Annotated in this window: 18 protein-coding genes; 4 read left to right on the top strand and 14 right to left on the bottom strand. The window is 45.7% G+C overall.

Annotated elements, in window-relative coordinates:
• Positions 1 to 99 precede the first annotated feature (99 nt).
• The 6 genes from whiA to ACPW7J_RS12050 all read right to left on the bottom strand — a co-directional run bounded on the left by whiA (position 100) and on the right by ACPW7J_RS12050 (position 5751).
• On the bottom strand, positions 100 to 1098 hold the full coding sequence (whiA, locus tag ACPW7J_RS12025) for a DNA-binding protein WhiA (RefSeq protein WP_425755326.1): 999 nt from the start codon (positions 1096 to 1098) through the stop codon (positions 100 to 102).
• A 39-nt stretch (positions 1099 to 1137) separates the two neighbouring features.
• Positions 1138 to 1968: a 3-keto-5-aminohexanoate cleavage protein gene (locus tag ACPW7J_RS12030; RefSeq protein ID WP_161874216.1), complete on the bottom strand. Its 831-nt coding sequence runs from the start codon at positions 1966 to 1968 to the stop codon at positions 1138 to 1140.
• An 82-nt stretch (positions 1969 to 2050) separates the two neighbouring features.
• A complete protein-coding gene (gene rapZ, locus ACPW7J_RS12035; protein ID WP_425755327.1) occupies positions 2051 to 2914 on the bottom strand; it encodes an RNase adapter RapZ in 864 nt (287 codons plus the stop codon).
• A gap of 2 nt (positions 2915 to 2916) precedes the next feature.
• On the bottom strand, positions 2917 to 3663 hold the full coding sequence (locus ACPW7J_RS12040; RefSeq protein WP_425755328.1) for a PHP domain-containing protein: 747 nt from the start codon (positions 3661 to 3663) through the stop codon (positions 2917 to 2919).
• Positions 3650 to 4519 (bottom strand): UDP-N-acetylmuramate dehydrogenase, encoded by an 870-nt coding sequence (murB, locus tag ACPW7J_RS12045; RefSeq protein WP_425757524.1) that lies wholly within the window; start codon positions 4517 to 4519, stop codon positions 3650 to 3652. The genes ACPW7J_RS12040 and murB overlap by 14 nt, the downstream gene beginning before the upstream one ends.
• Complete coding sequence (locus tag ACPW7J_RS12050; RefSeq protein ID WP_161874218.1) at positions 4519 to 5751, bottom strand: AI-2E family transporter; 1233 nt, start codon at positions 5749 to 5751, stop codon at positions 4519 to 4521. The genes murB and ACPW7J_RS12050 overlap by 1 nt, the downstream gene beginning before the upstream one ends.
• Positions 5752 to 6770: 1019 nt before the next feature.
• Here ACPW7J_RS12050 and ACPW7J_RS12055 point away from each other — a divergent pair.
• Complete coding sequence (locus ACPW7J_RS12055; protein ID WP_161874219.1) at positions 6771 to 7010, top strand: hypothetical protein; 240 nt, start codon at positions 6771 to 6773, stop codon at positions 7008 to 7010.
• A 68-nt stretch (positions 7011 to 7078) separates the two neighbouring features.
• Here ACPW7J_RS12055 and ACPW7J_RS12060 read toward each other — a convergent pair whose 3' ends face one another.
• A complete protein-coding gene (locus tag ACPW7J_RS12060) occupies positions 7079 to 7714 on the bottom strand; it encodes a Fic family protein (protein WP_161874220.1) in 636 nt (211 codons plus the stop codon).
• 63 nt (positions 7715 to 7777) lie between these two features.
• On the opposite strand from ACPW7J_RS12060, the gene ACPW7J_RS12065 reads away from it, so the two are divergent.
• Complete coding sequence (locus ACPW7J_RS12065) at positions 7778 to 8380, top strand: metallophosphoesterase family protein (protein ID WP_425755329.1); 603 nt, start codon at positions 7778 to 7780, stop codon at positions 8378 to 8380.
• A gap of 111 nt (positions 8381 to 8491) precedes the next feature.
• Here the strand turns inward: ACPW7J_RS12065 and ACPW7J_RS12070 are convergent, their stop codons facing one another.
• Positions 8492 to 9796, bottom strand: coding sequence for a D-serine ammonia-lyase (locus ACPW7J_RS12070; RefSeq protein ID WP_425755330.1), 1305 nt, complete (start codon positions 9794 to 9796; stop codon positions 8492 to 8494).
• 356 nt (positions 9797 to 10152) lie between these two features.
• On the opposite strand from ACPW7J_RS12070, the gene ACPW7J_RS12075 reads away from it, so the two are divergent.
• Complete coding sequence (locus ACPW7J_RS12075) at positions 10153 to 10389, top strand: hypothetical protein (RefSeq protein ID WP_425755331.1); 237 nt, start codon at positions 10153 to 10155, stop codon at positions 10387 to 10389.
• Between the two features lie 65 nt (positions 10390 to 10454).
• Here the strand turns inward: ACPW7J_RS12075 and ACPW7J_RS12080 are convergent, their stop codons facing one another.
• Genes ACPW7J_RS12080 through ACPW7J_RS12095 form a run of 4 tightly spaced genes read right to left on the bottom strand, consistent with a single transcriptional unit; the run spans position 10455 to position 19400 of the window.
• Positions 10455 to 11528: an NAD(P)H-dependent oxidoreductase gene (locus ACPW7J_RS12080; protein WP_161874224.1), complete on the bottom strand. Its 1074-nt coding sequence runs from the start codon at positions 11526 to 11528 to the stop codon at positions 10455 to 10457.
• Positions 11529 to 11544: 16 nt separating this feature from the next.
• Positions 11545 to 12516, bottom strand: coding sequence for a hypothetical protein (locus ACPW7J_RS12085; RefSeq protein ID WP_425755332.1), 972 nt, complete (start codon positions 12514 to 12516; stop codon positions 11545 to 11547).
• A complete protein-coding gene (locus tag ACPW7J_RS12090) occupies positions 12513 to 17309 on the bottom strand; it encodes a nicotinate-nicotinamide nucleotide adenylyltransferase (RefSeq protein WP_425755333.1) in 4797 nt (1598 codons plus the stop codon). The genes ACPW7J_RS12085 and ACPW7J_RS12090 overlap by 4 nt, the downstream gene beginning before the upstream one ends.
• Positions 17310 to 17312: 3 nt before the next feature.
• A complete protein-coding gene (locus ACPW7J_RS12095; protein ID WP_425755334.1) occupies positions 17313 to 19400 on the bottom strand; it encodes a sigma-54 interaction domain-containing protein in 2088 nt (695 codons plus the stop codon).
• 283 nt (positions 19401 to 19683) lie between these two features.
• Here ACPW7J_RS12095 and ACPW7J_RS12100 point away from each other — a divergent pair, with 283 nt between their 5' ends.
• On the top strand, positions 19684 to 21219 hold the full coding sequence (locus tag ACPW7J_RS12100; RefSeq protein WP_425755335.1) for a Na+/H+ antiporter NhaC family protein: 1536 nt from the start codon (positions 19684 to 19686) through the stop codon (positions 21217 to 21219).
• A 49-nt stretch (positions 21220 to 21268) separates the two neighbouring features.
• Here the strand turns inward: ACPW7J_RS12100 and ACPW7J_RS12105 are convergent, their stop codons facing one another.
• Both ACPW7J_RS12105 and ACPW7J_RS12110 read right to left on the bottom strand, forming a co-directional pair.
• Positions 21269 to 21769 carry an O-acetyl-ADP-ribose deacetylase gene (locus ACPW7J_RS12105; protein ID WP_425755336.1) on the bottom strand — a complete coding sequence of 167 codons (501 nt, stop codon included), beginning with the start codon at positions 21767 to 21769 and terminating at the stop codon, positions 21269 to 21271.
• Positions 21766 to 22452 carry a gamma-glutamyl-gamma-aminobutyrate hydrolase family protein gene (locus ACPW7J_RS12110; protein ID WP_424959983.1) on the bottom strand — a complete coding sequence of 229 codons (687 nt, stop codon included), beginning with the start codon at positions 22450 to 22452 and terminating at the stop codon, positions 21766 to 21768. Before ACPW7J_RS12110 ends, ACPW7J_RS12105 begins: the two co-directional genes overlap by 4 nt.
• Positions 22453 to 22536: the final 84 nt, after the last annotated feature.

Genomic DNA, 22536 nt, shown 5'->3' on the forward strand with positions numbered 1-22536 from the left:
AAAATTATATCGCTGGTTTTTACAGTTTAAAATAATCAAAGAAGGCACGATGCATAAATTTCTTGCATCGTGCCTTCTTTGTATAAATTATCAGATTTTTTACAGCTTAGAAGCTATTTCTTCGATTTTTCGAAATCGATTATTGATTCCGGATTTTTTCATCGGTGGATTCATCATCTCTCCCAGTTGAACCAAGCTTGCCTCCGGATATTGCATCCGTAGCGTCGCCGCTTCTTTCAGCTTTTCCGGCAGAGACGCAAAGCCTCCTGCCTCCTGTATCCTCTTAATATTCTCAATTTGCCGTTGAGACGCATCCAGCGTCCTGTCCGTATTAGCAGTATCACAGTTGGTCATGCGAACAGCTTTGTTAACCATGTTCTTTTGAACTTTCACATTCTCATATTCTAACATCTGTATGTGAGCGCCCATAATCGCCAGAGTATCGCAAATATACTCCGAACTTTTCATATAAACTATATATTTATCCTTTCGCTCCACAATTTTAGCAGAAAGATCTACAAAGGTATTGATCATCTTACGCAAATCTGCCGCCAGGTTTCTGCTGGCGCAGACAAACTCCAGGTGATAGCTTTTGGCAGGATCACTAACGGTTCCGCTGCCCATAAAAATACCTCGCAGATACGCCTTTCGGCAGCACTTGGTTTTTATCAGATCGCCATAGATGCCATCAGAAATATAGTTGTTTCCTTCTCGAACAAGAAGGATTCCCGTTTCACGCAATATCTGTTCGCTGCGCATTTCCGGTCCGATAGTCAGAAGATAAGCCCGTCCTTTTTTCGGACCCTGGATTTCTCCCACCTCCAGCTCCGTCTCCACTTGAAAGTACTCCTTGATCAGTTTCTTATAATGGCGGGCTACAGCCGGATTGTCCGTAGTAATGACAATTTTAAATTTGCCGCCCCCCGACAGCCTGAGGCTGCCGGAAACCCGTAGGAATCCCGCGATCTCCGCCAGCTGACAGCACTTCCTTTCCGGTTCTATTCTTGATAATTCATTTTTTGTTTCAGTTGAAAATGACAATTTTCCCTGATCCTTTCCGCGGAATTTTTCTCTGCTTCTGCAAAAAACGTCTGCCACGCGGGCAGACGTTTCCTATACTAAATCGTATATATGCTCCTATTTTCTAGGCGCCAGTCCAAGAATTTCTCTTGCTTCGTCCGGTGTAGCAACTTCTCTTCCCAGCAGCTTTGCCAGTTCTACAACCTTAGCAACCATCTGTCCATTGCTTTCAGCTAATACGCCTTTTTCCATGTACAGGTTATCTTCGAAACCAACTCTTACATGTCCGCCCATGGAAATCGTAGCAGCGGCAATATGCCATGCGTTCTTTCCAAGACCTGTCGCAGTCCAAGTAGAACCTTCAGGAATTGATTCAACCATATATACCAGATCTCTGATTGTAGCGTTCATCTGCACGCCCAACACGAAATCCCAGTGAATTGGCTTAGGCAGGAAGCCCTTCTTATACGCAGTCTTCATAGCAAGGTCAATCATGCCCTTGTCGAATACTTCACATTCCGGCTTGATGCCTCTTTCCTGCATAATTTTAGCAAAGTTGATGATTGTATTATCAGTATTGATAAAGATTTCGTCTCCGCCGAAGTTGCAGGTACCGCAATCCAGCGTTGCCATTTCCGGAGTAGGAACGACTTCTGTAGACTGCAGTCTCTCCAGATCAGTCATGCCAACTGCTCCGCCTGTAGACGGCTGAATGATAGCGTCCGGGCATTCCTTTCTGATAGCATCGATGCATTCCTGGAATCTGCCCTTGTCCTGTGTCGGCGTACCGTCGTCCCATCTTACATGAAGATGAATTAGAGACGCGCCTGCGTCATAAGCGGATTTTGCTTCTCTTACAATTTCCTCTACAGTGTAAGGAACATTTGGGTTCTGCTCCTTGGTTACTTCCGCGCCGCAAATACATGCGCTGATAATGAGTTTGTCCATTGGTCTTTCTCCTTTTATATAACTACTTAACATCACCCTTCGCCAGAATGCGAAGGATGTTCCTCAATGACTTATTATACCATTAAAGATCACGATGTTCAAGTGTCACTCTATATCCGTCTTCCCGAAAAACTTCCGCCATTTTGTTGGCCATCGCCACCGAACGATGCTGACCGCCTGTACAGCCAAACGCAATATTCAAATGATATTTTCCCTCTTTTACGTAGCATGGAGCGATAGTGTTAATCATCGATCTCAGTTGAACCACGAAATTCTGCGCTATCTCATGGCGCAGCACGTATTGCGACACCTTTTTATTATTACCCGTCAGCTTCTTTAAGCTTGGAACATAATACGGGTTCGGAATAAACCGCATGTCCAAAACCAAATCGGTCTCCATCGGAATCCCATGCTTGTACCCAAAAGAGGTTACGTTGACTGCAAAAGCGCTTTCCGGCTCCAATCCCACGAAAAGCTTTTCCATCTCCAATTTGAAGCCTGCTACCTTCATATTCGTAGTATCGATAATGTAATCTGCCTGTCTGCGCAGCTCAGCCAGTTTTTCTCGCTCCGCTTCAATGACCTCTCTTGTGGTAGACCCATCTGACAAAGGATGATTTCGCCTGGTCTCATTGTATCTTTTGATCAGCGTTTCATCAGAAGCTTCGATGAACAAAAGACGGCACTCTATGTCCTCTCTGGCTCTGAGTTCTGTAAGACACCGATTTAAATCACCAAAAAATTCTCCGCCTCGAACGTCAATGACAAAAGCCGACTGACGAATCTGCCGATTGGAATAGGCCGTCAACTCCAGAAAATTGTCAATCAGCGCCGGCGGCATATTATCTACGCAGTAATATCCCTGATCCTCAAACCAGTCTGCCGCGTTGGTTTTTCCCGCTCCTGAAAGTCCCGTAACAATGATCACCTTCATCTTATCCGTCATATCTAACACTCCTCTATATTGACAATCCTTTCCACGTCTAATCCTGCTTCCAGCGCCCGTTGTATACCGCCGGCAAAGCTGCCTACTCTATTAGGACTATGCGCATCGCTGCTGACTACAAACATGACGTCCTCTCTCGCGCAAAGTTTAATTTCCTCCATTGTAAGATGATCATGCCATGTGCTGATTTCCATCCATGTGTCAGTGTCAGCGCACGCCCTCGCAATCTCTCCTATGTCAAAACGGCCCTTATCTCCAGGGTGTGTTAAAATGCGCAGATCATTCTCATAAATAGCCTTTACCGTCATATCCGTATTTTTAACCATCAACCGCTTTCCATGAGACTCTGTAGCCAATCCATGAGCGTCCAGCCAGTTTCCGATGCAATATCCATGCGGAATCCCATAGTGATATCCACCGATAAGAAAATCAAAATATTGCAGCTCAGCCTCCGTCACATCCAAATACTTCCCCGCTCCTGCGGCCACGATGTTAGCTTCCACACCCAGATACAATTCTATCTGTGGGTATTTCTCACGCAGTCTGTCGATCTCCTTCCTCATCACAGGAAAGTTCCCGCGTTTTACACCGTAAGTCAGGTGTCCAGGGCCATGATCTGTAATGGCAAGGCCAGAAAGCCCTGCCGCCACGGCAGCTTTCACATTATCCTCGATAGAACCCTTTCCATGAGAAAAAGTAGTATGGGTATGATAGTCAAAGATCATCCGGTACTGTCTATTCTTCTCCAACGATTCGCACCTCCGGCTCCAGTCTGACGCCAAACTTATCATATACCGTATTCTGCACTAATCGCATCAGCGCGATGATATCATCCGCTGTCGCGTCACCGCGATTGATAATAAAACCGCTGTGCTGTTCCGACACCTGCGCGCCGCCAACAGCCAGACCCTTCAGTCCCGCGTCCTGAATCAACTTTCCTGCGAAATATCCCTCCGGCCGTTTAAAAAAGCTTCCCGCGCTGGGATACTGTACCGGCTGTTTCTCATTCCTTCTCGTCATTAGTTCTTTCATTTGGGAAGCAATTGCCTGATGTTCACCCTTTTCCAATCTCAGCGCCACAGAAACCACAATGTCGCCGCTGCTCTGCAGTACGCTGTGCCGGTAACCAAAGTCCATTTCACACCCTTTAACAGAACGCATAACGCCGCCGTCACGACTGACGACATTAACAAACTCAACAATATCCTTCATTTCACCGCCATATGCCCCGGCGTTCATAAATACAGCGCCTCCAATGCTGCCGGGAATGCCGCTGGCGAACTCAAAGCCCGACAGATCGGCTGCTAACGCCTGCTTTGCCACTACGCTCATCAGCGCAGCACCGCCGCAGATCAGAAGATTCCCCTTCACCGTGATTTCTTCGAACGCAGCGCCCAATTTTATGACTAAACCGTCAAAGCCTTTATCTCTAAACAAAGTATTCGATCCGTTGCCAAGCATAAGGAAGCTGCGGCCCGCCGCAGAAGCTTCAGTCAAAAGCTGCTGTAATTCCTCCACATCCTCCGCAATTGCCAACTCCGCCGCTCTGCCTCCGGCTCTAAACGATGTGTAGTCCCTCATATCTACATCAAACAATCTCTCCATCACAATACATCCTTCCTGTTTATATCATATTTATTAAATTCTTCATACTCCGCCGTCTCTGTCGGCAAATTCTTCCGTGCCAGACGCTTTTTGATATACCGGCTAAAGTAATAATAGATCACGGCAAAGACCGGTACGCCCAATACCATTCCGGTGAAGCCGAACAGTCCTCCGCCAACAATAATTGCAAACATAACCCAAAAGCTGGAAAGGCCTGTAGTTCCGCCCAGAATCTTTGGTCCGAGAATATTCCCATCAAACTGCTGCAGGCCCAGAACCAACAGCAGGAAATACAACGCCTTCACTGGACTGGCCAAACAAATGATTAAAGCCGACGGAATCGCGCCGATAAACGGCCCGAAAAACGGGATAAAATTTGTTACACCTACAATGGTGCTTACTAAAATCGTATACGGCAGCTTGAAAATCGTCATCAAAATAAAGCAGAGTATGCCAATAATCAGTGAATCAATTAGCTTCCCATTGACAAATCCGCCGAAGGTTCTGTTTGTAAAATAAGCAAACTCAAAGATCTCATCTGATTTCTCTTTATTCATGGTGGCGGAGATCAGTTTCTTCGTCTGCGCTTTGAATAATTCTTTACTGTTAAGAAAATACACACAGACTATGATTCCGATCAACAGGTTAAGCAAAGTCCGCAGTGTTATATACACGCCCATAGATATCTGCGCCATATATTCACCCACCATAGGCATTAAATCATTTTCTGTCCATTCCATAAACGTATCGCGGAACTTTTTGATCAGCACTTCTATTGCCTGCGCCGCCTCAGGATACCGGTCTGCCGTAAACGTATTCTCGCCCCACTCTATCAAATCGGTAAGTCTGTCAGGAAGCATCTGTATCAGCCCCAAAATACTGCGCACTGTTTCGGGCAGCACCAACGCGAAAAGACCTCCTACTATGCCGGTTAACGTCAGCATAGCCATAATCGTTCCCATAACCCGCGCCCAACGCAGCGCCATCTTTCTGCGCGGAAGGCGATCCTTCAGCACATGATACATTCTTCGCACAACAGTATTATATACAGGGCATAACAGATATGCCATCACCAGACCAAAGATAAAGGGTGAAAGAATATCCCTTATTACGCTCAATCCCTCTTGTACCTTATCAAAATGGACAATAACCTGGTAGAGTACAATCAAGGCTGCTCCAGCAGCAAAGACCGTCAGCCCCAGCTTTACATATCTGTCCTGAATTCTCCTCACGATAAACACCTCTTCCTGCCGCATTGATGATGAAAGCTATACTATCTTTATACTACCACAAAGCAACAGATTTTACCACCCGAATTAAAAATCCCTTTCACACGGTATTCTGCTTTACATCGTTCGTTTTCCTATTGAAGGCGCCAGCCTCAGCGTGCTTTTTTATTTCTTTTACCAATTAACTTCACAGACAGAATATAATAAATCTCCAAATAAAGGTATCTTCTTACTATGCATGTTTTTGTTGTTTTTGAATATAAAATATCCCCACATATACTCTAGCGAAGTACATGTGGGGCATATATATTGCTTTTCTACACTACATTGAAGGTTATCCTAAAAGAACAGCACAACTCGATACACCCATACATAATACGAGAATCCACAATTTTATATCCTTGTCCCTATAGACGATATACCGATTCATTAGATATCCTGTCCAAAGAAAAGCGATCATCGTAGTTGTAATAAAAAGCATAATCCCTGTTAAAGATTTCCAACACCGATCCGCAATTGCGCCCCAAAATACACTATATCCGATCTGAAAAACAAAATAATAGTTTATATTTCGCAAAATCCTATAGTTCTTACTCATTTATAACAACCTTTCATATAAAATTTACTTGTATGTTTCTAATCTGGTTATCTTATAATTTGGTTATATATATTATAATTCATTTTATTTAAATATACTATTTAATTCATCAAAAGTTAATATAATAATAGCTCAAATAGTTTAAAATAGATTTTTATCTAAAATATAGCCTAAAACATTCTCTGAAATCTACGTATTTTATTAAAAATCAGGCCGCCTCTAATTCTATGGATTGTCTATTGTAAGACCATTTTATAGTTCTACCGTATTTTTTACAACTTCTATAAGCTAAAGAAACTCCTGTAAATCCATTCAGCGAATAATCATAAAAAATATTAAATTTTTATAAATTCTCTCTTGACTTTTGCATACAAAGTCGTATAATTATCACATAGACCAAATAAATATTCGGAGGGATTACAAAATGCAGAAATCAATTCATGTAGATTGCCCAACTTATTTGGAATTGGGCTTAAAAAACGGCGAAGTATATACAATCAACGGAAAAGAACTAAACATTGACGGCGTAAAGCACGTTATCGACTACCTTTGTCAAGAGGTCAACGTAAAAGCCGAAGATGTGTTGACCAAGGTTAAAGCTATGAAACAGGATAACGGAGAAGTTACACTAAAGCTTTACAACGGCATGGTCAGCGCAGTGTAATCACATAGCAAAATCCTTTTCTTTTTAAAAGCAGGTATCATCCAGGTGATATCTGCTTTTTCATACCATTACCGGCCTCCCTGCCGCATCAAACGGTTCATCTCTAAATTGTCCCTTATAACCCTTTCTCTCCCTGATTTCAGGTAAGCGGCCAGGGCGCTGTTATACTCTTGCTCCGATAACGTTAAAAAATACATGTCCATACCGCAGTAGCGCAATTCGTATTCCAAGGCTGCGCGAGCGATTACCTCGCTGTAGTTATCAAAAGGATAAATGCGTATAATCTCATTATGTACATAAACCGCCCGATCCAAAGGGTCAGGCAGACTGCCGTCGTGAAGCCTGGAAAAAAGACGGCGAAGCTCGTCCTCTATTTCCTGCGGCAGTGCCGGACTGTGGCTGAGATGAAATAAGACCGGCGTTGTCCGGCGATAGGAAGCCTTCATCCCGCCGGAAATTTTTTGATAAAACTTGTCCAGGGTGGGCGGCGATAGTTCTTCGGAAAGACCCAGCAGCAGTTCTATCAAAGCGAACACGTCAACAAGACCTGCTACAAGCAAATGTTCCTCCAGGGTTGCCGTCAGATCATAGCCTCCTTCCACAATGCATTGTACGCGCTCACGGCTAATATTACTGCCCGAAAGCGTCAAATTCATCATGATCCAGTCAATTATTACGTTTTCTCTGCTGCTTTTATCTTTCATATCTAAAGTTTAACACAAAACACATGTCATATGCTATAATTATTTTTAAGGAGGAAAGCAGTTATGAAAATTTTGTTGATCAGTGATACCCATGGCCTTCAGCGCCAGGCATTGCAACTATATAAATACTTCACCGATATCGATTTGATCATTCACTGCGGCGACCTGCAATCTGATGCCGAATATATCGAGCAGGCGATGGATGAAACCCGCCGTGTACCCGTCGTCAGTGTCGCCGGCAATTCTGATCGCGGGGGAAATCAGATCCACGACCAGCAAGTCGTAGATACCCCGGCAGGAAAAATCTTTGTCACCCACGGAAATCACCAATGGGTTCAGTTTTTCAAATATGACCGGCTTGTAGAAGCCGCCAGAGAACAGGGTTGCGCCGCCGCTTGTTTCGGTCACACGCACATACCATTATCAGATCAACTGGACGGTCTCTGCCTGTTCAATCCGGGAAGTCTTACTGAGCCAAGAGAAGGTGATAAAGGAAGCTTCATGATACTGACTGCTACAGAGGAAGGCTTTTTTGGAAGAATACATTATTACGACCAAAAGATCTACGAGACAAAGCAAACTGTTACTACCGGAAATCCTCAAAAAACACAAAAGGTCACCGGAGGCTTTCTACGAAAGCTTCTCAACTACAGCGACCGGTTCTGATTCCGATTTACCATTTCATGCGATAAGTTAAAGGGAATTCGCGCCTTTTGTGCCGAATTCCCTTTCATTTACTGAATAAAGCAATCGCTTTAGCAGCAGCAAAGCGCGCTCTTATTTTCCCATCCGATAATAGGCTTCCATTTCTTCCTCCGGCACCATACTGCCTCCGGTTGCCCACAGAATGTGCGTAGCGCTTCTTAATTTATCCTTCAGATTATTCTTAATCAAATACCCCTCCGCTGACAGCACGTGTCCCGGTCCTGTAAAGGATGCGCAGGCCGACGGTTCTATATAAATTGACTCCACGTCAGCCAGCCTTGCCAGATATGGATATAGCTTCTCGTCATTGATCGTAAAGCATCCGTCTAGCAGTGTCTCCATAATGCTCCCTACCAGGCGGGATGGTCTCGCAACTGCCAGGCCGTCGGCCGCAGTCTTACCGTCTAAACCGATATCTCCCACCGCGATCTGGTCGTGAAGACCAGTCAGCATGCCCAGCGTCATACACGGCGCATGGGTTGGTTCTGCAAAGAAAATATGAATGTGTTCGCCAAAAACCTGCTTTAGGCCGAACGCCACGCCGCCAGGCGCGCCGCCTACGCCGCAAGGGATATAAACGAAGACAGGATTATCCTCATCGCATACAATCATCTGCCGCTTAAATTGATCAGCTAATCTCTTGGCCGCTACGGAATACCCCAAAAACAGATCGCTGGATCCTTCGTCGTCTACAAAATGACACATTGGATCCTTTGCCGCTTCCTTTCTTCCCTCTGCGACAGCCTTCTGATAGTCGTCCTGATATTCAATAACCGTAACGCCCTTTTTACGAAGCAGGTCTTTCTTCCATTGCCTTGCATCCGCCGACATGTGAACTGTAACCTTAAACCCCAATCTGGCGCTGATGATGCCGATGGAAAGTCCCAAATTTCCTGTCGATCCAACCGCTACGCTATACTCTCCGAAAACCTGCCGAAAACGATCCTCGATCAAAACAGAGTAATCGTCCTTCTCCGTGAGCATCCCACGCTCCATAGCGATAGATTCCGCTAATTTCAACACTTCATAAATACCGCCTCTGGCCTTGATTGAACCAGATACAGCCAAATGGCTGTCACACTTCAAAAACAGTCTGCCGGGGAAATCCCTTCCCATTTCCTCCTGCAAAAGCTGCTTCATACGGCCGATCTCCGTCAATGGGGATTCTATGATACCGCCGGTTTCTTCTGTATCCGGAAAAGCCGCCATAATATACGGCGCGAATCGTTCAAGACGCTTCTGCGCGTCTTCGATATCAGCCATGCCGAAAGGCAACTCAGCCTCCTGCCCTGCCTTCTCATTGAGCCAAAAGATCTCATCACAATTTATCATATTCTGGATCAAAGGATATTCCACAATCACCTTATCAATGTCCATAGGTACTCCTCCTATTTATCACAACACGCACGATCATTTTTTCAATCTCCATCCTTCAAATATTTTACCATACTTTTGCCGAAAAAAAAAGTTTCAATTCCGGCACAACGGTTCAGCATTTGAACCAAAAATGGATCAAATCGAGCAATTCCATCAAAGATCTTCTGCCCCACCATATCGTAACACGCTGGTTTTACGACATGAAAACCTTCCAATTACAAACTTTCTCGATTTTTTTGCGTTTGTTTTTTATATTCCCTTATTTTGGCACGCTTATTGCTATGTAATATAGCAACAATAACAAAATATTCCCGTCAGCCGCCGCTGACAAAGTAAAATTTTCGGAGGTATAAAAAATGAAAAAAGAAGAAATGCTGAAAGCCGCTTTTGAACACGCGCTGAACAATCCTGCACTGAACTTTGCTGACGATGATGTAGACGCTCTGGTCATGACCCAGGCTATGACTGAATTCGCAGCAAAAAACAACTATGATCTGACGAAAGAGGAAATCACTAAATACGTTGGCAAGCAGATCAAAAACATGGATGAAACTGTAAAGGACTTCAGCTATCAGAACAAAATGATGAACTAAAAAATTCTTACTTCAAAAGAACCTTTGACTTCAGTCCACCGTCAAAGGTTCTTTTTGTCATGCTGTTAATCTATAAATATCTTTTCTCGACCCAAAATCCGGTCAGCAAAACTGGCCGTTTTTTCCTCTAATCTATCCGCGCGTAAAATGCTGCCCGGATCATTAGCCGTCTCCACAAAAGCGAAATTCCCCGGCAAAATAAAATTCTTGTTAAAATTCATAGCGCTGATAATTTGCTCTGCCACAATATCTCCTCCGCTGTAGCCCGATATGACCAAAGCATAGACCCTCTTTTTCGAAAAATCATGAGTTCTGAATACGGCGGTCAGTCTGTTGATAAAGGCTGTAATGTTAGCGCTGACAGCATCATTATAGTTGGGACATATCATAACCAAACTATCGCACTTAATGATCGCCGGATAAACCTGCTCTACCATAATGCCGCCATAAAAACAGCCTCCCTGCTCGCCAAAGTGAAGACAGTCCTCGTACCGGCAGCCCCTGCAGTCCAGTAGCTGTCCATTACGCAGAGATACCTCTGTCACGTCGGCATCGTCAGCCAGACACCCTTTGATCCTTTCCCACAAAAGCAGACTGTTCGACGTCCTGCGACTGCTGGCATGAACCGCCAGGATATTCTGACGTTCCATCCAGGGCATCTGAAAATCCATCAGCCTCTCCACCAGCTTTCTGGTCATCAGCCTATAAGCGCCTGGATTATCTGTATCCAGAAGCTTACTCATTACGTTAAAATTATACAGTGACCCTGTGGCCTCTACTAAAGGTTTTCCTAAAAACGAACAGCCTGCCTGATTCGCGGAAAACACCAGACGTCGCGCCAAACTCTTTGTAAACAGTTCTCCGCTGCCATCTACTACAACCGCTCCGCAGGCGCCTGCCAGACACCCAGGATGAGCGCGAAAATATTCCAGCATTCGATAATATTCCAAATTTACGCCCGCTTCAGAAAGACAGATCGCAAAAAGTAATTTCCTGCCTCGAAGATCTCGCTTTGAAAGCGCTTCTACAGTCATAATGTATTCCGCCTGTATGCCGGAAATCGCGCTCTCCAGTACACGATCCATCCTGCTCTCTCGTTTAAATTCCCTGCAAAAGGGTTTGATTACTGTCAACAACATTTTAATTCGCCTCTTTTCATCCCAACTCGCACAGATTATGATACGCCTGACGAATCCTCTCAAAAAGCAGTTCCGGCAACGGTAAATCTTCGTAAACCGGCCCATCGGGCGTCATGCGGTTCTTTATACCCAGAAAAGCGCCTCGCTTCTGATCACCCAAGTAAATAGAGCTATAATGCCATTGCCCGCGCAAGGTCAGCAAAATAGAAATCGCCGCCGAAGAAAGCGCCGGCGCGATATAAGGCTTGAACCCCATCTCTCGTACCCTCCTATTAGCCTCTACGGTCAACTTCGTCAATTCCGCGGATACACTATCATCGTAATCTACGATACTATCGGCTATAACCAGATCCTCACCATGAGGGCCGTACGCTCTGCCTTCCGCACGATACCGGAAAAATCGGGAATCCTTCTCCGCGTAATACAGCGCCCGCGCGTTCATAACGCCTAATCCATACCCTTGAATTTGACTTGGCAGCAGACCTGAGGCATCCAAAAAAGCTTTGCACAACGGATCTACCGGATCTGATACCACTGCCACCATACCTTTGTATCCGGCCTTTCCCGCCATGCGTCCATAGTGAGCCGCCAGCTCCCGGTTAGCCGCCAGCTGCGCCATGCGTACGTCTCCGCCGCTCCCTATAGGAGGAACGCCTTTGCTGGCGCAGAAGATCAAAAGATCACAATCAAATAATGCTTCTGTCTGAACCGGTTCCACAGAAGGCAGCGTCTCTAACCCAAAGGGATACCGTACCTGATTGAGTTCCTGTTCCAACCGATCCATATTTGGTTCATAGATGTCGCATATTCCAATGGAACTGATCACATCGCTTCCCAGAAGCCGCAGTCCTATAAGGACTGTCATTCCCACATCTCCAAGAGCAAGAAGGTTCACGCGATTCCTTTCGCCCAGATGTACCGGACATTCCGATAAAGGCAGCGGCCGCAGAATCCCTTCCTCCTTACATAAATCCTTTATCCTCCTCATTTATCGCTTTCCTTTCTGCCGTGCTGCCCCAAACGAAGCCGCAGAAGCCTCTCAATATCGTTTTGAACATATACAGACGGCGCTAAATTCTCATCGTAATGAACGCCTTCACCGATATCAGGACGGCGAGGGTTGCTGATTACTTCGCCCAGCCTCTTCAAAGTCAGTTTTTTCTCGAAGGTGGCCTGATATTCCCGTTCCAGTACGCGTAGAACATCTCTCGCGTTTTCCAAACAGGTCATGGAATATTCGAAGATTGCCTCTGAACCAGCTTCCTTCATAAATGACGGCGTTGTGTACGGCAGAATCAGGTTGATCGCCGCGTCGACGTCCTTATCAATACTATCGCCTCCGATAAACGGATAGCAATCTCTCTCGTTGAGCCACAATTTCAGATTCGGCAGGAAATAAGCGCTCTCAACACTGCGGTTTCTCACCGCCATCAGATCTCTGGCGTTACCGGTCAATACCCCGACGATAATTTCTTTTACCTCCACCTGATTCGCTTTCAAAATCGGATCGAGAATATTCATACGATAGCTCTTGTGAAGAAGATCATCGATAAGAATAATGGGCCGTCCAAAGGATTTGATCGTCTTCGCCTGATTGTCCAACGCGGAATAGTGCTTCGATTCCGCAATCGTAAAGCTGTCCAGACGATTGGTAAAATATTTCTCCGTATGAAGCGCCTTTGTCACCGTATTCGGCACTACTACATCAGCAAGTGCTTTGCCAAACGGCACAGACATATACGGCCCTCTCACTCCATTCTTGCTAGGCTCTGTGGACACGCCGTTGAGACGCGCCACTTTGTTAATGATCTTATTATGAACCGCGCTGGTATTGAAGGACAGTACAATCTGACCCGGATAGATTCCTGTTAGCACACGCAGCAGTCTGCTATGCGCCTCATCGATGGCCTTCAATACCTCGGGATTTTTGTTCAGCGGATTTTTGATTACCGTTTCTACATCACGGAAAATGATCATAGGCGATTTCATATCTGCCGCGTAGATCGGCTGTTCGCTCCCCGGATCAGCAATATTGACAAATCCCTGACGGCGCAACGCGTCGATCACCCGCTGATTCATGCCGGCCTTATCTACCGGATGATATACCACATAAGCGAAATCTCTTGCCAAAAGCTCAGTCAAAATTTCCGTCAGAACAATTTGGTTCATGCCCGCGATAGATCGCCCTTTGCCGGAAAACATAGCGCCGATAACGGCAATTCCTCCTGCGGCGCGTTCTCTGATACGGGCCGCGATCGCCGGATCCTTAAACTCGGAAAGCAGCTGACTGGTTTCCACACGATGCGCCGCGGCAAAAGCAGCCATTTTCTTCTGACGCACGCCGCTTTCAATATAAACCGTTCGCACCTTCTCTCGATTAAGATAGTCTCCTATTGCATCCATACAGTATCCCCGATGCTCCAATTCTTCACGAATATCAGAAAGACAGTCCACTGTCCGATGTTCGTAAGCGCTGATATGAATTTCTCGAGACTGCAAAACGTGTTTATACGCAGGTTCCCGCAAATACAGGTTTCTGTCATAAATATAATTCTGCGCTACTGTATCGATCAAATTAGAAATATCCCTGTTCAAATCGATATTCTCTCTTATTCTGGTAGAACTGATATCCTCATAATACTTCTTCAAAGTCAGATTCAATACCTTTGCCGTGATCGGATACCGTTTTTCTTCCCCTGTATCCTTTTCCTGCTCATTGGATTCTCTGGCAAAGGCGATGTGATTTAACGTATGAATAGAATCCGCCTCCGGCAGCGCCTTATAGCAGGACGCATTTTTGATCACATCCGTACCTACGGCGATATACAGCTCCTTTCCCGCAAAGGTCTTTTTCAGCTTCCGGATATCCTCAGGGTTCGCAATATTCACCGGAATATCCTCAGGAAAAATGAACAGGTTATCTTCATCAGCAATGGACATGGTCATGATCTTTCTTCGCTGCAGCCGCGGCTGCGTATTTTTCGACCAGGAAAACTCGTCTAACGCCAAATATACGGTGAAGCCCATATTCCGGATGGTTGTGGCGACTGCCTTATGTCCCAGACTGAACGGGTCGAAAGTACCAGGAAAGAAAGCCACCTTCTCACTCTGTGGGAAATCGAAGTCCCCCATCTCTACATGATGTTGAGAAATATACCGGTAAATATGATTGAGAACCGCGGCGTTATTGTAAAATTCCAATTCATCCTCTTTCTTTTCCGCCAACAGTGTCATCAGCTTTTTATAGCTATGATGGAAAATCTCCGTCTTTTCCTCTAAACGCAGTCCCTTACCGCCGAAAATATGCGCGCCTATAGTCCAGAAAGCCTCCTGACTGGTCACTGTATTATATCCAGCGTAGGCCTTTATGATCAAGTTGATCAGTCGAAAACGTCGCCTCTCTCTCTTTTCAGCATTCTCCGCAAAGCGTCCTTTGTAAATCGCGTAATGCTCCGCCATAACACCCAAGGTATTGATTACAGACGATACTGCCATTTCATTGCCGGTCTGCATTATTTTCTGCAGCTCATCAATGGATTCATCCAGCTCCTTTGGCGGCAAATACAGCATAATAATGCCCAGATAGTCCGGAATATATTTCGAAAACTGATAGTCCCCCAATTCCAAACCGTTAAACAATTCTACCGTAAGCTCGTTGCGCTGTTCCATAGGCATACGTCCAATCATGGTGAGGAGTCCCTCTCCCGCCGCCTTCCGTACGGTGACAGTTTCACTGACTTTGATCAAGTTCGCAAAATGAGTTGCCACATGCAGCATTCGTCCGCGATCATTGCTGCCCTCGATGTATTCTAACATAAAGGAGATATTGGCCACCTTCTGAATCCACGGCGTTCCTGTCTTAAGATCATCCAGAAACATTGTCGCCAGATTTTCATCAAAGTCCTCCTCTCCGTCAGGAATATTCATAATGCGGCGCAAATCCGCCTCATACTGTTCCCGGCTAAATCCGTCAAAATAATGGCGCGCCGCCTTAAGTACGGCAATATTAACGCTGCGGTTATAGCGGCCGTATACGTATTCCAGGAAAAAACGTATCTGACTGATAAATCCTTCTGTACACGTGTCCCGATCGATCACACACGCCGCATCAAGCAGCATCATTACCGTATCCGCCGTATACTCTGAAAGCGCGTAATACTTCGTCAAAATATCGAAATAATTGTGCCGGCATGAAACCTTGCAATAGCTGAGAACAGTCCGCGTAAATACGTCCAACGTTCCTCCGATCCATTTCCGGTGCTGTTCAGTCAGCTTATAGTCCGGATAGATCATCCTATCCAGATACTCATCAAAAAGGCTCAGATTGCTGACCAAACGATCCGGCAATTCTATATCAGTCGGCACTTCCTTTTTATATTCCTCACTGAAGCTGGCCACCATATGTCCCATGATCTCTGCTGATTGGCTGCGGATATCGCTCTCTTTATGCGCCAGCAGTTCATAGAGAAATTTCAGTGCCATCAGCTTTTGCTTTTCCGTCATATAGGTATGGTACTCTCCAAAGATGCTTATATACGTCCGAAGATTCTTCCACTGTCGCTCGCTTCTCGCCGCCTCGATCAGGCTGGCAAACTCACTTTCCTTATGAAAACGACTCATAAGACGAATATTATGGCCGATAGCCGCATACTTTAGCTGATTTACAATCTCCTGCCCTTCCAGCAATACGATTTCCCGCCGAACAGGCTCAGGCGGCGCTGACGGCTGACTGGCGAAATCCGCCGGGAACCGCGTGACTACGCCCTTTTCAACCATATAGTCCTCGAAATCCTTCAGCTTATTATACACCTTTTGATATCGCAGTCTTTTCGCTTCATCTACGTTGTCCAACTTGTTCAGTATGACGTCAAAGGCTTCATCCAGGCTATAGAAGTGAACAATTTCCTTTCCGTCTTCATCTCTACTGCTTTTCACTCTGAAATCCGCATAGATCAATAGCAAAGATTCCACTGACAGATTTTCCAGTTCCAGATCCCATGTGGAATGGTTGGCGGCAATATGACCAATCGTAGGCAGATCGAACCGGTTATAGCACAGATCCGTATAATAATAATGAAGATAGGGTATTCTTTTTTCTTCACTTTTCCTGCAGCCGTATTTTCCTATATCATGTCCTGCCGCAGCTCCGGACACTAAACCCAAGTCTACAGGTACGCCCGCCATAGATAGCTGTCTTCCAGCAAACATAGAAACATAGTGTACGCCGCTGATATGCCCCAGAGTATTAAAAGGCGTAATATCAATTCCGATACGCATAAACTCATAGACATATTTTGCCCTCACCAGCTTGTGCATACGGATATACTCCTCTGTATAGCCGCCTTCCTCAATTTCAGCATCAGTGAGAAATTCCATATCCTTTGTCGGATCAAAAGGCAGCCACTTCCGTTCATAGCTATATACCGCCCGTAAAATCTGCAAAAACCACGCTCGTCCTTTTTGACATTGACGTGTTTCTACAGGCTGTCCCATCTCCGGAAACAGCTGTCCTAATACATACTTATAGCAGTGACGCTGCCAGCCTTCTTCCGGTTCTTCACGTAATGCTACTACATAATCTCTGACGGTAGTCAATATATCTCCGGAATGAAAACGACCGTCCCTTCCTTCCGCCTGCAGCAGCTCTAACGACAACGTCTTCCAGTCCTCTCCCTGCAAACAGAGATCCATTTCCTTCCGAGAAAAACCTATTTCCTTCAGAAATCCCTGTTCTCTCAGCGCCCTGCATATTTCCTCATAAAGCTTCAAATATCTCTTCATAAATTATAACCCGTATTTTAATTTCTTTCTGGCAAGCGTAGTCTGCGGCAATCCCAGTAGACTTGCCGCCCTTCTGGTAGTTCCCTCTTTTTTCAAAGCATATTCAATAATTCGTTTTTCCTGCTGATCCATCAGCTGATGAAAGTCCAGCTGCTCGCCTTGCTGAAAGCTTTTCGTCACGTTCAACCTCATATCTCCATAAGCATTCTCACTGAGAATATTCGCTGCTTCCTCACCGGAAATGATTTCATCCTTGCTGCTGATTACCAGACGGTGTACGACATTTTCCAATTCCCTCACGTTCCCCGGCCAATAATACTCGTACAGCTGACTCACCGCATCCGGCGACAGCGCCTTATCAATTTTATACTTATTACACCAATTTCTTATAAACGCCTCCGATAAGCAAATAATGTCTTCTCGGCGCTCCCTCAGCGGCGGAACGTCGATACGACAGATATTTAAACGATAATAAAGATCTTCTCTGAATTCACCCTTATCTACCAAAGTCCTAAGAGGCACATTGTTGGCAACGATAACACGCACATTGACCGAAATCTGCTTTGTTCCGCCTACTCGATAAAACTGATTTTCCTGCAAGACGCGCAGCAGCTTAGACTGCATATTCAAAGACAGCGTTCCGATTTCGTCCAGAAATAATATACCGTTATTCGCCATCTCAAAGTAACCCGGTTTACCACCTGCCTGCGCGCCGGTAAAGGCCCCTGATTCATAACCAAAAAACTCTGATTCCGCCAGACTTTCTGTAATCGTCGCACAGTTAATCTTGATGCACGGATTGCCATGACGCTCACTGTTTTGATGAATTAAGGAAAGAACCTTTTCTTTTCCGACGCCTGTCTCGCCCTGAATAATTACATTGCAATCATACCGGGCCACATTCATAACGTCCTCCACCATGCTCTTTGTTACAGCGCTCTGATAAATAAAGTCATCTTCTCTTCCCGCATTGGCTATCAAGATGCTTCTGGCATGGTTTTCCGCCAGCGTCCTGTGGACATTACGTTTCGCATAGAGCCGGTTGATCTCCTCCAGCTTCATTTGGATGTGACGCAGCAGCCGAATTGAAAACTCGGGATAGTCCTTAATATATTGATCAAAGGCATACATGGTCACAAACTTTCCCATAGACTCAGCTACCATTTGCGCCTCCGCGTAATGATTCTCCACTGCGTTAAAGTAGACAGTTCCCAACGCCTTAACGATCATCACTCCCAAAGTTTCCGCTCCACGTATATCTTCAGCAATAATAACCTGTCCTACGCTCATCAGTTCTGCGTTCTTTCTGGTAATTTCCTCATATGCCTTTAATGGTTCTGTCAAATCCACAAAGTACGTATCCTTTACCAAAGGATGCATCACCCTGCGAATTTCCTCGTGGCTGAGATTCTCTCGAACATTTTTATCCATGATAGCAGTCACCCGATACTGCGGGCCCACCGCTTCGCGGACTGCCGCTGCGTAAAGCATCGTCGTACAGGCGTTTCGGCCAATGATGACAAAGTCCTTCATCTGCTGCTCCATGGCAACCTGGTAAACGCCGAAAAGACTACCCGCATCGTCAATAGCCGCCAAGGTATAATCCGGAGACAAATCTTCCTTTATCTGACATACCGGCGACGCTGCGAAAAGAATAGCGTATCCGCTGCAAACCAGTTGTCCGTAGTTAAAATCAACTTCCTTAATTTCTTCTATATGAAGCGGAATGCTGCACAGTGACGTAAGACTATAAATTTTATCTCCCGGTCCTATATCATCCATAAATAAATCCGGTTCACAAAGTTCATCGACGATGCCCATAAGTACGCCTGCTGTCTTCGTAAACGGATTGTGCAATTTACCCCGTCTGTGAATAATATCAAGGATTTTCGCCTTAATTCGTTCCTCATCAAACCCACAGCTGGAACATAGCTGCTGAAAATTATCCCACTCCAAATGGATCCGTTCTAATCTGACTCGCATTTCTCCGCTATGCAGCTTCCAGCTGTTGTCCAATCTCCACGCGGTAGCTGGGGTAAGACCCTTCGGCTCCATGACTCTGTCCAATCCAAAATTTCTATCCGTAATCATTTTTTCTCCTATCAGCGCCTCCAAAACAGCACATTCTAATTTCATCCTATGCCAAAAATAAGAAAAAGTCAACCATTTCGACCCATTTTTGGTGTTTTTATTCGAATACTTTTCCAATTTTGGTTCAGATCATCCTAAATATCTACGGAGAGAGGACATGCTATGCATGTAAGCGCCTCGCAAAATCGTCATTATTCACGAAATTTTATCATTATGTGATATTGGCATAATAATTGCTTTATATTTTAACGGATAAGTTATTAAGTTGAGAGGAGACTATTTCATGAATTTTATCAAAGCTCTTATTAAGTTCGTGCCAATTATTATTTTGGCAGGACTGATGATGTCCGGTCAGGACGCTCTGCTGGCCGCTACTATCGCTGCAGTCGCTGCAGTCATCGTAGCAAAGCTGACAGAAAAAATTTCTTTCAAGGAATGCATGGACGCTGCTATGGACAGCGTAAAGAACATCATCGTGGCTCTGTTCATCCTGATGTTCGCCTATGCAATGGCAAGTGCATTCATGACCACAGGTGTTGGCGCGTCTGTCGTAAACATTGCGCTGTCCCTGGGTATCACAGCAAGAACAGTTGCGGTTGTAGGACTTTGCGTAACAGGCATTCTCTCTGTTGCTACTGGTACTTCCTGGGGAACCTTTGCCGCATGCGCCCCTATTTTCCTGTGGCTGGTACATATCGTTGATCCTAATTGCATCGACACCGGCAGCTTACTGCTCACCACCTGCGCAATCGCAGGCGGCGCTTGCTTCGGCGACAATATCGGTCTGATCTCTGATACCACCATCGTATCCTCTGGTATTCAGGGCGTAGAGGTTGTAGACAGAATTCGTTCTCAAGGCGTATGGTCAGTGATTTGTCTCATTCTGGCGGCTATTGTTTTCTTCGTTGCAGGAACTGTCATGGGCCTGCCAAACGAAGCAGTATCCGCAACGAATGTATTAGACTCCGTTCCGCAAAGCGCTCTTGATTATCTTGCAGAAGAAAGACCAGAAGCTATCGATCTTCTGGATCAGGTACAAAACGGTGTTGCGCTTTACATGATTGTTCCACTGATTTTGGTTATCGGACTTGCTATCGCCGGTCTTAATACCTTCGGATGTATCGGCTCCGGTATCGTATCTGCATACGTTCTGGGATTATTCGCCGGAACAACCTCCCTGTATCCAATTCTGTCCACAGCTGACGGTGTGGATTCCGGACTGCAGGATTATCTGAACATGTGCATGTCAGGCTTCGCTGACGCAGGCGGCTGGGTTATTATCATGATGATGTGGGTTGCTGCCTTTGGCGGTATTATGGGCAGAATGAAGGCCTTCGAACCACTGGCAAACCTGATCGTAAAGGTTTCCCACAATGTAAGACAGCTGATGTTCTGCAACGGCATACTGTGTCTTGCCGGTAACGCGATCCTTTCTGATGAAATGGCGCAGATCGTCACCGTTGGTCCAATTATCAAAGAAATTACAGAAGAAAACGTAGAAGCTGAAACAGACGAAGACATGTACAAGCTGAAGCTGAGAAACGCTACCTTTGGCGACGCTATGGGCGTATTCGGCTCTCAGTTGATTCCATGGCACGTATACCTTGGATTCTATGTCGGCATCGCGGCAAATGTATATCCACTGTTCAAATTCTCCAATGTGGATTTCATTAAATTCAACTTCATGGCTATGATCGCCGTAGCTTCCATCCTGCTTCTGACCATTACAGGTCTTGACAGAATCATCCCGCTGTTCGGACTTCCAAAAGAACCGGCAGTCAGATTAAAGAAAAAAACAGACAAAGAAAATATAGCTTAATCCAATTAAAAACCAGTGTCAGCCTTGTGGGCTCTCACTGGTTTTCCTTTTAGAGCAATTCTTCATACAAATCTCTTGTTCGCTCGTCAAAGCAAACAAGCATTACCTTCTCTATGCAGCTATGCGGTTCATTCCGGAAATACTTTTTGACCGCGCTTACTGCGACGGCAGCCGCTTTGTCCTTAGGATAACCGTAGACGCCAGTGCTGATCGCAGGAAACGCCACCGATTGACACCCTTTTTTCTCTGCTTCTTCCAGACAACGACGGTAACAGCATGCCAGCTTATCTTCCTCACCGCAGCTTCCGCCGCCCCATACAGGGCCAACGGTATGGATCACATATTTAGCGGGCAGCCTGTACCCTGCCGTAACCTTAGCATCTCCTGTCTCGCAGCCGTGAAGCGTTCTGCACTCTGTTAAAAGCTCCGGCCCTGCAGTCCTGTGTATAGCTCCGTCAACACCGCCTCCGCCAAGCAGAGAATGATTCGCCGCATTTACAATCGCATCCACACAAAGCTTTGTAATATCTCCTGTTACTATTTGAATCATACCACTTCCTCCTCATCTATTCGTCCCAGCCAATAACGCAGTAATTTCTCGCCGTCCTCCATATATTCCTTGCCTCCATAGAGGTACATCTTCTCCGGATGCCATTGCACGCCCAATACTTCCGGCTTTGTTTTCCCCACGCCGACGGCCTCCGCCACAGCGTCCTCACCGTCGCTCCAAACCGAAAGCACCTGAAGATTTTCGCCAATTCGGCCTACACCCTGATGATGACGGGTATTGACCATAGAATCTGACCCGAATATGGTTTCCATCACCGTTCCGGGCATGTGCATCACCTGATGATATTGCTCCGGCTCTGTCTTCTTATGCGCATTCCCACAGGGCAGATCCTGTATCAACGTTCCGCCGAAGTACACGTTGATAAACTGCATGCCGCGGCATATGCCCAACACTGGTTTCCCCAGCTCCAGAGCAAAATCCATCAGCGCCAGCTGCGCGCTGTCCAGGTCATCGTTGATATCATGGGAGCATTGATCGTCCTCGCCCCACAATCTGGGATTCATATCCTGGCTGCTGCCCGGCAAAACCAATCCATCGGCCGCCCTTAAATCCTCTGTTTCTAATGACAAAAAGGCTTCCGCTCCCAGAAGCCGAAAGGCCTTTATATAATCCATATATTCTTCATTTCCGGCTCTGTCAGCCGCAATCATAATTTTCTTCATACTGCCCCCCTGTTAAAAACATACTACCAGAAAAAGGGCACTTAAACAATGCCCTTTTTAAACAGTTTCAAAATATCTATTCTA

This window comes from Ihubacter sp. rT4E-8, assembly GCF_049852125.1.
Lineage (GTDB): Bacteria > Bacillota > Clostridia > Peptostreptococcales > Anaerovoracaceae > Senimuribacter.

Coding starts and splice junctions, on each gene's coding strand:
- ACPW7J_RS12090 (WP_425755333.1), bottom strand. CDS start 17,309: ATGAAGAGATATTTGAAGCTTTATGAGGAAATATGCAGGGCGCTGAGA.
- ACPW7J_RS12080 (WP_161874224.1), bottom strand. CDS start 11,528: ATGTTGTTGACAGTAATCAAACCCTTTTGCAGGGAATTTAAACGAGAG.
- ACPW7J_RS12075 (WP_425755331.1), top strand. CDS start 10,153: ATGAAAAAAGAAGAAATGCTGAAAGCCGCTTTTGAACACGCGCTGAAC.
- rapZ (WP_425755327.1), bottom strand. CDS start 2,914: ATGACGGATAAGATGAAGGTGATCATTGTTACGGGACTTTCAGGAGCG.
- ACPW7J_RS12070 (WP_425755330.1), bottom strand. CDS start 9,796: ATGGACATTGATAAGGTGATTGTGGAATATCCTTTGATCCAGAATATG.
- ACPW7J_RS12085 (WP_425755332.1), bottom strand. CDS start 12,516: ATGAGGAGGATAAAGGATTTATGTAAGGAGGAAGGGATTCTGCGGCCG.
- murB (WP_425757524.1), bottom strand. CDS start 4,519: ATGGAGAGATTGTTTGATGTAGATATGAGGGACTACACATCGTTTAGA.
- ACPW7J_RS12065 (WP_425755329.1), top strand. CDS start 7,778: ATGAAAATTTTGTTGATCAGTGATACCCATGGCCTTCAGCGCCAGGCA.
- ACPW7J_RS12055 (WP_161874219.1), top strand. CDS start 6,771: ATGCAGAAATCAATTCATGTAGATTGCCCAACTTATTTGGAATTGGGC.
- ACPW7J_RS12105 (WP_425755336.1), bottom strand. CDS start 21,769: ATGATTCAAATAGTAACAGGAGATATTACAAAGCTTTGTGTGGATGCG.
- ACPW7J_RS12095 (WP_425755334.1), bottom strand. CDS start 19,400: ATGATTACGGATAGAAATTTTGGATTGGACAGAGTCATGGAGCCGAAG.
- ACPW7J_RS12100 (WP_425755335.1), top strand. CDS start 19,684: ATGAATTTTATCAAAGCTCTTATTAAGTTCGTGCCAATTATTATTTTG.
- ACPW7J_RS12030 (WP_161874216.1), bottom strand. CDS start 1,968: ATGGACAAACTCATTATCAGCGCATGTATTTGCGGCGCGGAAGTAACC.
- ACPW7J_RS12060 (WP_161874220.1), bottom strand. CDS start 7,714: ATGAAAGATAAAAGCAGCAGAGAAAACGTAATAATTGACTGGATCATG.
- ACPW7J_RS12110 (WP_424959983.1), bottom strand. CDS start 22,452: ATGAAGAAAATTATGATTGCGGCTGACAGAGCCGGAAATGAAGAATAT.